11 protein-coding genes and 1 other RNA gene are annotated in these 14,212 nt (G+C 43.0%); 8 read left to right on the plus strand and 4 right to left on the minus strand.

Annotation, left to right across the window (positions count from 1 at the left end; all coding sequences use genetic code 11):
- Positions 1–792 precede the first annotated feature (792 nt).
- Both SPEA_RS14055 and SPEA_RS14060 read right to left on the minus strand, forming a co-directional pair.
- Positions 793–2,004 carry a porin gene (locus SPEA_RS14055; protein WP_012155880.1) on the minus strand — a complete coding sequence of 404 codons (1,212 nt, stop codon included), beginning with the start codon at positions 2,002–2,004 and terminating at the stop codon, positions 793–795.
- A 233-nt stretch (positions 2,005–2,237) separates the two neighbouring features.
- The gene (locus SPEA_RS14060; RefSeq protein WP_012155881.1) at positions 2,238–4,637 is read right to left on the minus strand and encodes a DNA polymerase II; all 2,400 of its coding nucleotides are present in this window, start codon (positions 4,635–4,637) and stop codon (positions 2,238–2,240) included.
- A gap of 100 nt (positions 4,638–4,737) precedes the next feature.
- Here SPEA_RS14060 and dinG point away from each other — a divergent pair, with 100 nt between their 5' ends.
- The 7 genes from dinG to SPEA_RS14095 all read left to right on the plus strand — a co-directional run bounded on the left by dinG (position 4,738) and on the right by SPEA_RS14095 (position 11,139).
- Positions 4,738–6,810, plus strand: coding sequence for an ATP-dependent DNA helicase DinG (gene dinG, locus SPEA_RS14065; RefSeq protein WP_012155882.1), 2,073 nt, complete (start codon positions 4,738–4,740; stop codon positions 6,808–6,810).
- 8 nt (positions 6,811–6,818) lie between these two features.
- On the plus strand, positions 6,819–7,592 hold the full coding sequence (locus SPEA_RS14070; protein ID WP_012155883.1) for a sulfite exporter TauE/SafE family protein: 774 nt from the start codon (positions 6,819–6,821) through the stop codon (positions 7,590–7,592).
- Complete coding sequence (locus SPEA_RS14075) at positions 7,589–8,251, plus strand: primosomal replication protein (RefSeq protein ID WP_012155884.1); 663 nt, start codon at positions 7,589–7,591, stop codon at positions 8,249–8,251. Before SPEA_RS14070 ends, SPEA_RS14075 begins: the two co-directional genes overlap by 4 nt.
- 9 nt (positions 8,252–8,260) lie before the next feature.
- Positions 8,261–8,971 carry a DUF2057 domain-containing protein gene (locus SPEA_RS14080; RefSeq protein ID WP_012155885.1) on the plus strand — a complete coding sequence of 237 codons (711 nt, stop codon included), beginning with the start codon at positions 8,261–8,263 and terminating at the stop codon, positions 8,969–8,971.
- Positions 8,972–9,001: 30 nt separating this feature from the next.
- Positions 9,002–9,916 carry a histone deacetylase family protein gene (locus SPEA_RS14085; protein WP_012155886.1) on the plus strand — a complete coding sequence of 305 codons (915 nt, stop codon included), beginning with the start codon at positions 9,002–9,004 and terminating at the stop codon, positions 9,914–9,916.
- A gap of 43 nt (positions 9,917–9,959) precedes the next feature.
- Positions 9,960–10,220: a late competence development ComFB family protein gene (locus SPEA_RS14090; protein ID WP_012155887.1), complete on the plus strand. Its 261-nt coding sequence runs from the start codon at positions 9,960–9,962 to the stop codon at positions 10,218–10,220.
- Between the two features lie 301 nt (positions 10,221–10,521).
- Positions 10,522–11,139 (plus strand): hypothetical protein, encoded by a 618-nt coding sequence (locus tag SPEA_RS14095; protein WP_041410979.1) that lies wholly within the window; start codon positions 10,522–10,524, stop codon positions 11,137–11,139.
- Positions 11,140–11,773: 634 nt separating this feature from the next.
- On the opposite strand, the gene ffs is transcribed toward SPEA_RS14095, so the two are convergent.
- Together ffs and SPEA_RS14100 are read right to left on the minus strand one after the other, a co-directional pair.
- An RNA gene (ffs, locus tag SPEA_RS22805) (signal recognition particle sRNA small type) lies at positions 11,774–11,870 on the minus strand.
- Positions 11,871–12,046: 176 nt separating this feature from the next.
- Positions 12,047–12,364, minus strand: a complete 318-nt coding sequence (locus SPEA_RS14100) for a ComEA family DNA-binding protein (protein ID WP_012155888.1) — start codon at positions 12,362–12,364, stop codon at positions 12,047–12,049.
- Between the two features lie 432 nt (positions 12,365–12,796).
- Here SPEA_RS14100 and SPEA_RS14105 point away from each other — a divergent pair, with 432 nt between their 5' ends.
- Complete coding sequence (locus tag SPEA_RS14105; RefSeq protein WP_398353676.1) at positions 12,797–14,146, plus strand: SLC13 family permease; 1,350 nt, start codon at positions 12,797–12,799, stop codon at positions 14,144–14,146.
- Positions 14,147–14,212 lie beyond the last annotated feature (66 nt).

Raw genomic sequence — 14,212 nt, forward strand, 5'->3', positions numbered from 1 at the left:
CATTAACAGAAAGTTACGTGAGCGTGAATTTGCACACAAATAAAAACACACCAGAAACATATTTACAACATTTGAAACACCTAGGGGCTTTATTGATACATATAGACACAAACAAACGCTGCTTATCGAGTAGCTAAATTAGCCTTTAACGAAGTTGATTGATTTTCTTTAGAGACGTATAACAAATATTTTAAAAGTGAAAATTAAATTCGACGATGGGCTCCACTTGGGGAGGAGCAACATAAGATCCTGAAAAAGCATATAATTTTAAACAATAAGATATTCAACATTTTTAAAGTTAAAGCTCTAGAACGTGAAGAGTGCTAACCCTAACCACCATAAATAACACTAAAGACTTACACCGAATGGCGAGTGAACTACGAAAGAATTTTCGGCTAATTTGTATCAATTATCACTTTAATTAATATGCATTAAAAATCAGCTGTAAATGATTCAGTCCATAAAACCCCTGTTTGAAAACACAAAAACAATCCCGCAACAGACTGATTCGAAAGAACTATTCAAAGATTAACCATTCAGAATCGAGAGGAGAGTAAAAAAAAATAAAAAAACTGACTGAATGCACAATTTTCAATCAAAATATATATCCATGCATGCACAAGTTACAATTTAGGCGCTCAAAGTTAGAAAAACTTAGCCTATACATCTTCTAGATTTACACGTGATAAATACATTCTCCCAATCAGTTATCACCAGATGAAAGAAGCCGTGAGAGTTAAAGCCAAAAAAAAGCGCCTTAATAGGCGCTTTAATCACTTTAAATTAGACAAATTAAAGTGTGTAACGGATACCAATTGCGATACCGTCATCTTCAGAAACTTCCATCGCAGCTTGCTGTACTTTATCTGCGCTAGTGAAATCACTAAAATCTTTACGACCTTCTAGATAAAGAACAGTGTTTGAGTCCCAAACATAGTGAACACCAGCAACTGCAAACTGACGCTTGAATACATCACCATTGTAAGCTGCTTCGTATTCGTCGCCTGCTTCTAGGATGTTATAAGAAACGAAAGTACGGATACCGTTATCGAACTTGTAAGAAGCAATTGATTCTAGACCCCATGCATCTTGGATCATACGGTTTAGGTTATCAGTATCGTGGAACTCTTGCTTGTTAACGTTGAATGCAGCGTAAACACCTTCACCGCCCCAGTTACCCCAGCTAGCACCTAGACCGTAGATAGAGTCAGTTTCAGTTAGACGCTTACCAGCAGAAGTAGTGGCTTCGAACTCGCCAAAGTTAAAACCTGCAGTTACCACTAAGTTTTCAGTTACGTTGTACGTAGCAGAACCGCCATAAGTGTTGTTATATTCAACTGTTGTTACTGCATTTGAATTATTAACACCAGCAACTTTAGCTGTTGATGGGAACAAAGTGCTTGCACCCGTGGCAGTTTCGTTTATATCAAAACTATCTTGCTTAAGCTGAGCCTGAACTGCGAAGCTGAAATCACCGAATACATTACGGTATTGAACCGTTTTGTCACCACGGCCAGTACCGTTTACAGCACCATCAGCCTTATTGTAAGTGTAAGTACCTGATGCGTTACCATCCCATACGAAGCCATAGTTAGTGTTATAAACTACGTCATACCATGCGCCCCATTGCTTACCAATAGTGATTGAACCATATGTGTCGTGTGCAAGACCTACATAGCCTAAACGGTTATTTAAGAAGTCACCGCTTTGAGATTCTAATGTACTGTCGCTGTTGTAAACGATGTCGGTATTACCGAATGGGTTTACGCCCCACTCTAGCTTAGTATAAGCTTTCCAGCCGTCGCTCATCTGGCGAGTAAAACCGAAATTAATACGTGAAGCGCCGTTAACCACTTCTGTAGCACCTTGAGTATTGATGATGCGAGCATCAACATAACCACCAATTTCTACTGCATTTTTATCATCTTTATAAATTTCAATTGCTGATGCTGTTGGTACAAATATCACTGCGGCTAAAGCCGATGCTACTAGAGTCTTTTTCATTTATTTGCCTAACCTTAATGTTGTTCAGTCTGCTTCATTCTATTTGTCTTCCATTCCGTTGTTTTCTTTCTTTCCTGATAGAATTTGAGATTAACAAAAGATTAGTAATCACTCAAAGACGAACATCACACTATTTGCTAGATTTTGCACCTAATTAACTAGCAAACACAGAACAGACAAAGGATTGAACCATTCCTTAACATTTAATTAGCAGTAAATTAATGACCCTCACCTTAAATTAACGACATCTGGTTTGTTGCAACCTCACTGAAACTGGTTTTCAGAATTGAAAGAATAGGCTCGGCAATAGGCTCTAACTGGCGAGAAAGGTAATAATCGTAGTCAATTAAATTCGACGTTTGCTCGGCAGGCTCTGCGCCATTTAACGTCATGACATATTCGATTCGTGCCCCACGCTTGGCAAAGCGTTGATCTTGGTTGATGTCACATAAAGCGCGGGCAACTTTTAAATGAGGTGCAGATTTAGCCGTATAGTCCTCTAGATTACGTCTCAAGTGCTTAGTAAAAATAAGCTCATCATCAAGCTCACCACTATGTAGGCTATCGATAATTTCTCTAAGGTATGTTGTTACATCCAAATGCTGGAATAAGCGCTCGTAAAGTTCATATTGAACTCGCCGTGCCAATGGCGACCAGTCACTACGTACTTGCTCCATCCCCTTAAACACTAACCCTAACTCCCCCGAAGTTTGACGCTTTGTCCCAACATAACGTTTCTTAGACCCCTCTACAGAACCTCTCAATGTTGGCATAAAGAACTGTTCAAAGTGGGTTTCAAACTCTAATTCTAAAAAGCTCTCTAACTTAAACTCTTGGGTCAGCTTATCGCGCCATAACTGGTTTACTTTCTCAGCTAATGATTTGCCGGTCTGTGCAACCTGCTCTTGCTCGAAGTCATTGCCAAGCCAGACGAAGGTGGAGTCAGTATCACCATAGATAACCTTATAGCCTTCAGCCTCGATCCAAAGCCGTGTTTGCTTCATGATTTCGTGACCACGCATGGTAATCGAACTGGCAAGCCTTGCATCATGAAACACACAGCCGCGGGAACCTAGCACACCATATAGGGAGTTCATGATAATTTTTATCGCTTGAGATAAGGGCGCATCATGATGTGCCTTGGCTAGTTCTCTCTGTTCAGACAAGTTTTTGATCAGCATGGGGAGAATCGGCTTTTCACGACTAAACTGAGCGCCAAGAAAACCGCTAACGGTTTGCTCTTCAACTTGAGTGAGCCCCTCTACCAAGCCTTTAGGGTCGATCAAGAAAGTGCGTATAATTGAAGGATACAAACTCTTAAAGTCTAACACTAAAATATGCTGATATAAGCCCGGAACCGAGTCCATCACATAGCCGCCTGGGCTTTCGATGCCATCGCTGGCGGGTTTACTCGGAGCAACATAACCCGCACGGTGCAAGTGAGGCAGATACAAGTTGTTAAAAGCAGCCACCGAGGCCCCTACCCTCCCCAACTCAAGGCCAGTCAACTTGGCTCGTTCAATCGCAAAATCAAAGAGGTGTGTTTTTTCGAAAATATCCCACACCAGTCGGCAATCAGTAAGGTTATAGTGCGCCAGTGCAGGCTTATTGTTTAAAAAGAGATCGTTGATTTCATCCATACGGTTATCAACATTGTGGATAGCCTTTCCTTCATCTAGCAGTGCTTGCGAGACAAACTCTAATGAATAGCGGTCGAATTGATAAAAAGCCGCCTTCAACCAATCAATACCGTCTAGTACCACACGCCCAGGCAACGATAGTGTTTCAGGGCGATACTTATCTTCAACCTTCCAACCTAGCGGGTGATTATCACGCCCTATCGTTAATGCAATACCATGATGTTTTGCGCGGCGATAAAGCAGTGCGAGATCGAATGTGACTACTGACCAACCTATAATAATGTCGGGATCATACTCAGCAAACCAACTAATCAACTGATTGATTAATTGCGCTTCGTTCTCCACCCATTCAATGTAGTTAGCATCAGTCTCTTCGGCCTCACCAACCATAATAACCTTTTGATACACGCAACCTTCAGTCGTTTGGCCATACAGCCCCACAGAATACAGCTCCCCAGCGAAGCTACACTCAAAATCTAAAGAGATTGCATTAAGCGCTATCGTCGACACAGCCTGACGAGCTCGACTTGCGATAAACAGTGGTTGCTGTTGAGATACTGCATTCGTGCCAGTTCTTGCAACAAAATGGCCGTAAAACTCTGCATCTAATGCGATAAAACGTTCGACGAGAAAACGATGTTCTACTTTAATATCTGACTCGAACAGTTCGATATCAAGATCTTTAGCAGCCCTGTTTAAATTTCGCTGCTGGCGGCCATCGACACAATATAGCGCCTCGACCGGCGTGTTAGCAAAACAGCTAAGAGCTACAGGGCTTCGACGGACGCCTCTCAGTTCTGAGCTCGCCAGTAATGCAGTCGCATCTGTCGCCTGAACAAAGCACACATGTTCTTGGTTAGGAATTTCAACAGTGACTGGCCCATTCTCGGTCTGAACAAAATACTGCAGGTGCAGGCCCCCCTGTCGGTTGACCGCATGGCGAGTCAGGACTCGACCTTTAATCACTTGCTGCTCGTTCAACCTAGAATTCATACTTTATACTCAATTAAATACACTAATAATCACTAAACGCTTCTTAGGCTAAGTAATCACTGTTATTATGTACAGCACTATTTATTAGCTTAGTGCATTCATGTTATCCGCAGACGTTAAAACTCAAATTCGTACTATATATAAAGGCATTTCTACATCTTTGCCTAACTTTCGCCCTCGTCGAGAGCAGAACTATATTGTTGCGGAAATATCAAAAACGCTTGCGGGTGAGTACGACAAGAATCGCCGAATTATTGTGGTTGAAGCGGGCACGGGTATCGGTAAGTCGCTGGCTTATATCCTCGGAACCATTCCACTAGCACTCGCGAATAAGAAAAAAGTCTGTATTGCCACGGCCACAGTCGCGCTACAAGAGCAGCTGTTGCATAAAGACCTGCCATTTTTCCTACAGCAATCTGGACTCGACTTTAGCTTTGGTTTAGTTAAAGGCCGCCAACGTTATGTCTGCTTATCTAAACTCGAGATGCTCGTTGGCCCAGATAACAGCACCCAAATGGCGATGTGGCAGAGCAAACCCGATCAAAGCCAAGTGGATATGCTCGAAGCTCTGCTTAAGGATTATCACTCAGGTGTATGGAATGGCGAGCGAGATACGCTAACCAAGCCGATCCCCGATCATCTGTGGCAACAGATCGCCTGCGATAAGCACAGTTGCCATCGCCAACTTGCCAGCCATCGTAACTGCCCTTTTCACAAGGCACGAGAAGATCTCGACACTTGGGATGTACTGATTGCCAACCATAGTTTGCTTTTTGCCGACCTAGAGCTGGGCGGCGGGGTTATTTTACCCGATCCCGAAGACCTATATTACGTCATTGATGAAGCACACCACTTACCAATAGTAGCAAGAGATTTTAGTAGCGCTCAATCTACCGTGCGTGGTGCAAACGATTGGCTTGAAAAGCTCAGCAAGACCACCAGCAAGTTACAAAACCAAATCAAGAGCAACTACATTATCGCCCCGGCGCAAGCCATGCTGGATCATATTGGCGATATCACAGGCCTTTTAAACCAAGTGGCTCAGTTTTGTGACTCCCAATCAGCCAAATTTGATAATCCAGAAAACCGCTTTAGATTCGAGCATGGCAAGTTACCGTCGGCATTATTAGTACAAGCCGAAAACCTTGCTACCGCCTCCAATGTGGCGCTAAAGCAGTTTAATAAGATGCTAACGTTGCTCAACGAAGCGATAAAAGATGGTGACATTCCAAAGCACCAATCGGAAGCCTTGCTATCTGAAACAGGTTTTATGCTGCAACGGTTAGAAAATCTTCAGAAACTTTGGAAGATGATGGCCAAAGAGGATAGCCCCAAGGGTGCACCTATGGCCCGCTGGATTGAACAGCTTACCGGTAAACAGGCCGACTATCTCTTTAACGCATCCCCCATCGAGGTCGGCTTTATGCTGGAAAACCTGTTATGGGACAAAGCCGCTGGCGTGGTGCTATGTAGTGCGACCTTAAGAGCGCTAAATAATTTTAACCACTTCACTCATCAAGTCGGCTTATCGATCAATGACGGTAGTCGTTACTTAGCGTTAGACTCGCCGTTCGATTTTGAGCAGAATGCGACACTATTCTTACCAAAGATGGACAGTGAGCCAACGGATGATAAATATACCGATGAGCTGGCTAAACATATTATCGCTCTGGTTGAAGATGAGATGGCAAGCTTAGTGTTATTCGCCTCGTACTGGCAGATGGAAAAAGTGGCCGATCTGGTCGAAAGTAAAATTAAGACAGGTCTACTTATTCAAGGCACGGCACCAAGACAAGAGATCTTAAAGCAGCATAAAGCCCGCTGTGATGAGGGTAAGCCGAGTATTATTTTTGGTACTGGCAGCTTCTCAGAAGGGCTCGACTTGCCAGGGGATTATCTGACTAACTTGATCATCACTAAGCTACCATTTGCGGTTCCAACCTCACCGGTTGAACAGGCGCACTCGGAATACATCAAAATAAAAGGCGGAAACCCGTTTTTACAGCTTACTATTCCCGATGCTTCACGCAAACTGGTGCAAAGCTGTGGTAGATTATTACGTAAAGAACAAGATTACGGCCGGATTTCCATTTTAGATAGACGTTTGGTGACTAAACGCTACGGCAAGTCTCTGCTAGATGCCCTACCACCTTTTCGCCGTGTGATTGAATAGGACAAGTTTTGGATTTACTTCTCGACCCTAGTAGTTGGGCCATACTCGCATTAGTGGGATTTATTGCTGGGTTTATCGATGCCGTATCAGGCGGCGGTGGACTACTTTCGATTCCCGCACTACTCACAATGGGCGTTCCTCCCCATCTGGCGCTAGGAACCAATAAGCTTGCTGCGAGTTTTGGCTCATCGATGGCGGCTTACACTTATTATAAACAGAGACTATTTTCTCCCTCTTTGTGGTACCACACCTTTATCGCCACTTTTATTGGCGCGGTAATCGGTACCTTCATCGTTTATCATATCGATAATCAATGGCTAGAAAAGTGGCTACCCATCATGATCATAGCCATTGCTCTCTATACCTTGTTTCAACCCAATGCCATGGGCGATAGCAACCATAAATCTCCGCAAAAGCCAAAAAACAAAATGAAACAGTGGTTACAGGGGTTACCACTGGGTTTTTACGACGGCTTTGCAGGGCCCGGCATCGGCGCATTCTGGACAGTATCGAGCACCGGGTTACACAAACTGCCTTTGCTATATAGTTGTGGACTCGCCAGAGCCATGACCTTTACCAGTAACTTAACCTCCTTGATTATTTTTATCGCGTTAGGAAAGGTGAATTTTGCCATAGGCTTATCCATGGGAGTTTGCATGATGGCAGGCTCTTATATAGGTGCACATTCGGCTATTAAGTTTGGCCTACCCTTTATTCGTCCGATTTTCATTACCGTTATACTATTAATAGCAGCGCAGTTAGTTTGGAGTGCTTGGTTATGACAACCAACGAATTAGTTCAAAAGCTCAAGTTACAACTTAAGCAATTAGAGCAAGAGGTATTACAGCACGATTCTCGCTTGCCACCGGGACAACGCAAGATGATGCTGGATGTCGAACGTTTCAATAATGAGCTATTTATTCAGGTTGGCGGCCAGCTCCAGCCGTGTATCGATCAACTATCTAAAAATATTGCCCAACTTGAGCAACTACTCAGGGCAAAGCGATCGCCTTACACCATAGTGTCGAGCTGCGAGAAAATACAAGATAGATTCAGCGCACTCAAGCGTGCCCTAGCAACCACAAGTATTAATGTTAAATCAATTGAACAGCAAAAACGTAGCCGCAGAGCTTATGCAATTAAGCGAGGAATTAAGTCTCATAATGAAAGTGGTTTTAATTGGATCGCCTCAAATGTGATGCAAAATAGCCATCAACTCTATGAAGAACTTAACAAACATTTGAACTGGGCTAAGATTATTGAACAAAAAATTGAAAATTTGCAATCTTCACTTGAAAACTGTCATAGTGCTGACAAAATCAAGCTGCAGAATGAGATCCTTACTCTGCATAGTCGACTAGGAAAGTGTCGGCAAGCTACCAGCTATATTGAAGATCGCATCCAACTATTCGAACGACCTTTTAAGAGTCAAAATCGTTAAGGAACAAAAATGAAACCACGTTTAACCATTACCGCACTTCTTGCTCTATGTGGTTCTTCAGCAGCCTTTGCCGCTGACTTCAACATCCCAATGGCTTTCGAATACATCGCAGTTGATGGTCAAGAGATAAAGACTAGCCTTTTCAATCATAAATCTGAGATTGAGCTTGATAAAGGCACTCATAAAATCGCCATCCGTTATAACGATCTTGTTGCAGATGACTTTAGCGACAGTGAAACAAATATCAAGTCGAATGCTTTCGTGGTGACAATTGATGTCGATGGTGATTATAGCTACCAGCTAAAACCCGCCGATGGTGAGTTTGTTAAAAACCCAAAAAGCTTTGCTAAGGCGCCGCAAGTCGTCATAACTCGTGAAGACAAAGGCAATGTTAGCTATAAAGTCACCCAGACGAACATTGGCGAAGAGTCATTCGTTTCTCGCTTATTCAGTGGCAATAATCCAACTGACGTTGATGCAGAATCTGCTGCAGTCACAAGTTCTGCTGCGACAGTAGCATCGATTCCAACGGCTCCTGTTAGCAAGCCATCACCCGCTGCCACAGCGACCATGCCAGCAGTTGCAGCAACAAGCCCAACGCCTCCAGTGACTTCTGCAGAAGAAGCTGCCAAAGCCGAGCAGATGCTACAATATTGGTGGTTGCAAGCCGACGAGCAAACGCGTAAAGAATTCATGAGCTGGGCAATTAAGCAGCTTTAAGTTAGCAGCAGTTCTTACTCAAGATTGTGTATGGTCCCTCTAATCTATGACGCCAGCTACTCCAAGCTGGCGTTACCTCCTCTTCATCGCTTTCCAATTAGTAAATACCGCGCCTTATATGAATACCTGCTCGAGCAAGGTATTGCTGAACAACCGCAATTTATCGCCCCCACAAAAGCGAGCATCGAATATCTCACAGCGTTGCACGACCAAAGCTATGTGAAAGACTTTATTTCAGGTGAACTAGACAGCAAATTAATGCGCCGAATTGGTTTCCCGTGGAGCAAAGCGTTAGTCGAACGAACCTTATATTCGGTAGCAGGCACCGCACTGACCTGTGAGCAAGCGATAACCCATGGCTGCGCCATTCATTTAAGCGGCGGTTACCATCATGCCCACCAGCAGTTTGGCAGTGGCTACTGTATTTTTAACGATCTCGTACTCGCGGCGGTGAATAGCCAACAAATTGATGATATTGAAACTGTGCTCATTTTCGACTGCGATGTTCATCAAGGTGACGGGACAGCAACGATTGCACAATCATTAAATCATGTCATCACTTGCTCTATTCATTGCCATCAAAACTTCCCAGCACGAAAACAGCAATCAGATTACGATATCGAGCTTGATAAGGGCACGTCAGATATTGAGTACGTAGAGACTGTAGAGCAGACACTTGCCTACCTTATTCGACTGCATAAGCCAGACCTGATTATTTACGATGCTGGTGTGGATATTCATAGTGATGACAACTTGGGGTATTTAAATATCAGCACAGATGGGATCTACGCCAGAGACTTAGAAGTCATCCATCAAGCTAAAACAGCACAAATACCCATTGCGTGTGTTATAGGAGGGGGATACAGTAGAGATTCGACACAGCTAAGTGTTCGACATAGCCAAGTGTTTATTGCGGCAAATAATTTTTGGCAGTCAACAAGTTAAACGTCATGTCGTGGCTTTATAGCCACCAAACAAGGAGCGTTATATGCAATTAGAGATAAGAAACTACTACGAAGTGCTACTACTCGAGCAACTTTCTGATGAAGGCTTACTTGATGAGCTGCCAGAAGACTATTTAGCCGATCTCTGTTGTGTCACCCTCAACCAACTGCCCGTGCGTTACATCCGCCATTTAGTCGATACCTACTTCTTCGAAGACTACAACGAACTGCAACAGATGAAAGCCGAAATTCAGCAAGCCCTAGAGAAGTCGCGGGCGTTTTTAAAAAGTGCTAATAAGCTGTAGCAACTTATTTATGGTTACAAGTTATCATTGCGGTGCGAGATAAGTCCCCATTAACTAGTTCAGAAATGCCCCAATGGGGTTAAGTCGTTAATTTCGCACTGTTTGCATCACTCATTTTGACGGTCTACAAGTAAATAATTCTGCAACCTAAGCAGGAACCAATTTTGCTGCTCTAACTTATTCGTTTAATAGCATAATTCAGCGTCACTATTGCTAGCCTAGACATATTACAGCCTTAACATTTTAGATATAATATCAAGTGGTTAAATTGCACCATCTGGTCTAACTGAAGGGGTTGCCTTTGAACATTAATTTTGAGACAAGCACACGTATAGAACAAGGGTACCTTTTAAAGCCTCTCATTGGTGAAGATTTAAAAGAGTTTCCAGCTTTCTATGATCGATTCAGTGCAGCTCTCTATATGGCCACAATGGCATATGATAACTCTGACTCATATCAAATTACTTCAGAACCAAGAAAGTCTGCTTATTTACGAGCGGCTTTAGCGGAGTTTACCGGCATTGTAGATGTACTCAGTGATTCGATGCCTCATATCCCTAAACACCTATACAGCGTCTACAAGAGCAATGATGCCCTTTACCACATGTTCAACCTACTAAGAAACTATAATATTCATATAGCTAAGAGCTCTCTAGATCAAAAGAGTATAAGAGTTCGATACCTTTTTGATATGGAAAATGAACATGATCACACAGTAGATTTCATATCAAATCTGTCAGTGATTGAACTAAAACGGTTGAAGTGTGCTAAAGACTATTCAGGAAACCTTTTAGAGCAACTTGTGGATTATTTTGAGCATCAGCAACACGAATTTGGAATTCAAGCCTTAATTCAGAAAGGCATAATCGACTACTCTGAACATATCTTGAGATTACTAAGAGAGTCATCTCCAAACTAGATATCCTCATGCGCTACGCAGCATCAATATTTAAATGCTATAGATAGCTCTCAGGTTCTCGTAAAAAAATATCACAAATTTGCTTGAGGTCTTTTAATAATAAGGCCTCAGCTAGTTCCCCCGCCTAGCTCGTCCAAATACAACACAAAGACGAATTTTAAGCATAAGTTCAGCCTCTAGCACCTTCGCTCATAAGCACTATAACGAGCAGGGCTCACACTTAGGTATCACTAGGTTCAAAAAACCAGCGTTAGATAACTGCATCATTAATGATTATATAAGGTACGGACAGTTTCAGCCCAATGAAGAGCGGCTTGATATTGAACGAGCAAGGATCTGCAGCATGGATGCTGTAGTTAAGCCCTCAGGGATGAGTTTATGGCGTCTTGCGGAGTCAATATCCAGCAGCAAAGACATTAGCCGTTATGACTTAAGAGTTTTTTGTACCGTCAGTAAAGCCGCGTATTGATAACATTAGCAATATGAGGTGGTACACACGAATTGTACAACTAGGCTGACTTATATGAAAAAAGCTTAATGGAACTGATAATGTTAGTTAAACTAGCATTAAAAAGAGTATGAAAACAAAGAGTTATTTTTGAGGTGTTACAAATAAGGGGGAGTTTTGGAGGCTCCCCTAGAGCCGCACTCCGGCACATGAGTCACTTGCTGCGGTTGCTCCCTTCCAGGCCTGGCCGAGTTCACAAGTTATCATTGCGGAGGGACCCTAGGGTCACCACTGATTTCTTTAGGAGTGTTACTCTAAAGAACGGCTGCATTATCTATCATGCATCCCCATCAATCAAGTGATTATCGTCTAAGTTTACCCAGATTAGGTCTAATCGATGATTCTATAAACAAAAGCCCTTAAAAAAGGGCTTTTATGGCTAATAACTAAGTTATTTTGTTAGAGGCTTAACTGACTGCGATTTTTATCAACCAGCTTTTCACCGATCCCCTTTACATTAGTTAGCTCTTCAACAGAACTGAAATTACCGTGGGCTTTGCGATATTCAACAATAGCCGTAGCCTTAGCCTCTCCTATGCCATTAAGCGACGATAACTCTGCAGCCGTTGCGCTATTGATCTTAACCAACTCTGACTTAGCTACTGATTGCTTAGCTTGCGATTGGGAGGCGGGCTTTTCGGTAACTTGGGTTTCCGCAGCTGCGGGGAATATTAATAAACTAGATAGGCATAAAACAGACAAAAACACTTTATACATAGTAAACTCCTTTTGTTTATCCTTTAAGGTATGGCCGCAATCCTTTTTCCTTGGCCACGAACCTAATGTAGATCACGACCTCGATTTTTGCCAATAATCGATAACCATCACACCAGAAGCCAACCTAAAGTGATCGCGATCACACCGAAAGCATAATCTCTAACTTTCAGTAACTTGCGCCGCTACCGTCTTGAGCGCTGCTTTGATGGAAAAATTTCGGAATAACAAAACAACCAATAGTGACAAACATCACATCACTGCAATAATCATGACGGGCAACACAACAAACCGAGGTCAAACTTGAAAGTTTTTGACCTAGTTTAAAATTTTGAACTTCAGTAAACCTAGACTAGAGTGGCGCAACTTAAAATAATAAGAGACATTCCAATGTCATTCGAATCAACCAAAGTACCTGATAATACCGATGGTAAAATGTCAAAACAGCAGAAGAATTTGATCATTCTAGCTGCTGATATTCTATTGTTATTTTTGATGTATAACTTTCTTCCCTTTGAGCAGGGCGTCAATACAGGTCTGGCGATGCTCGTATTTGCGGCGATATTGTGGCTAACCGAAGCAATCCATATCAGTGTCACCGCAATTTTAATACCTATTTTAGCGGTTCTACTTGGTGTATTCGAAACTCAAGCAGCCATGAGCAACTTTGCTAACCCTATTATTTACCTTTTCTTCGGTGGCTTCGTGTTAGCAGCCGCACTGAATCATCAAGGTATCGATAAGTTAATCGCCCAAAAAGTTCTGGGAGCCTCGAAAGGTCGATTATCTGTCGCTTGTGTGATGTTATTTGGGATCACGGCTGGTCTTTCCATGTGGATTAGCAACACAGCAACAACCGCGATGATGCTACCGCTGGCACTTGGGATCTTGCATCAAATCGACATCAAGCAGCATAAGAGCACCTACCTGTTTTTACTTCTGGGTATCGCCTATTCGGCAAACATTGGTGGCATTGGTACATTAGTCGGCAGTCCACCAAATGCTATTGCTGCGGCTCAGGTGGGTCTTTCATTTGCCGATTGGCTTGAATTCGGTCTAATAACTGTCGCCATCATGCTGCCTATGATGCTTATTGCACTCTACCTGTATCTTAAACCCGATCTATCCATGATCTGCGAAGTCAAAACAGAGAAGCAATCGCTCACTTTCCAAGGCAAACTTACGCTACTTATCTTTATCTCAACGGTCTGTTGCTGGATCTTTAGTAAACCCATAGCTCAGGCCTTAGGCGGAATAGCTAAATTCGATACCATTGTGGCACTCGGCGCAGTCGTCCTATTAGCAGGACTTGGCTTAGTAAAGTGGAAAAAAATTGAATCTACAACGGATTGGGGCGTACTCATTCTTTTCGGTGGCGGTTTAACCTTAAGTGCGGTGTTAAAAGCAACTGGCACTAGCGTCTTCTTGGCACACTGGATCACCGACATTTTCGGTAATACTCATATGGCTCTGTTCACCTTCGCCGTGATTGCCTTCGTCGTTATGTTAACGGAGTTTGCCAGTAACACCGCCAGTGCAGCATTGTTGGTCCCCGTGTTTGCCGCCATAGCAGAAGCATTAGGCCTCTCACCTGTGATGCTATCAGTATTGATTGGTATCGCCGCCTCTTGCGCCTTTATGTTGCCTGTTGCCACGCCACCTAACGCCATCGTTTATGGCTCTGGTTATATTAAGCAATCTGAGATGATGAAGGCAGGCGTAATCATCAACTTTATCAGTATGGTTGTGCTCTATATCATCGCTCATACTTTCTGGGAAATCTAAAAGCTAGGTTCAAACTATTAGCCCTGCTTATCTTTGGCAGGGCTAATTTCTGTTTCACTACTTGCG

Source organism: Shewanella pealeana ATCC 700345 (assembly GCF_000018285.1).
Lineage (GTDB): Bacteria > Pseudomonadota > Gammaproteobacteria > Enterobacterales > Shewanellaceae > Shewanella > Shewanella pealeana.

Excerpts from the sequence above, each read along its gene's own strand:
- SPEA_RS14085 (WP_012155886.1), top strand. The coding sequence starts at position 9,002 with ATGGTCCCTCTAATCTATGACGCCAGCTACTCCAAGCTGGCGTTACCT.
- SPEA_RS14100 (WP_012155888.1), bottom strand. The coding sequence starts at position 12,364 with ATGTATAAAGTGTTTTTGTCTGTTTTATGCCTATCTAGTTTATTAATA.
- SPEA_RS14090 (WP_012155887.1), top strand. The coding sequence starts at position 9,960 with ATGCAATTAGAGATAAGAAACTACTACGAAGTGCTACTACTCGAGCAA.
- SPEA_RS14055 (WP_012155880.1), bottom strand. The coding sequence starts at position 2,004 with ATGAAAAAGACTCTAGTAGCATCGGCTTTAGCCGCAGTGATATTTGTA.
- dinG (WP_012155882.1), top strand. The coding sequence starts at position 4,738 with ATGTTATCCGCAGACGTTAAAACTCAAATTCGTACTATATATAAAGGC.
- SPEA_RS14080 (WP_012155885.1), top strand. The coding sequence starts at position 8,261 with ATGAAACCACGTTTAACCATTACCGCACTTCTTGCTCTATGTGGTTCT.
- SPEA_RS14060 (WP_012155881.1), bottom strand. The coding sequence starts at position 4,637 with ATGAATTCTAGGTTGAACGAGCAGCAAGTGATTAAAGGTCGAGTCCTG.
- SPEA_RS14075 (WP_012155884.1), top strand. The coding sequence starts at position 7,589 with ATGACAACCAACGAATTAGTTCAAAAGCTCAAGTTACAACTTAAGCAA.
- SPEA_RS14105 (WP_398353676.1), top strand. The coding sequence starts at position 12,797 with ATGTCAAAACAGCAGAAGAATTTGATCATTCTAGCTGCTGATATTCTA.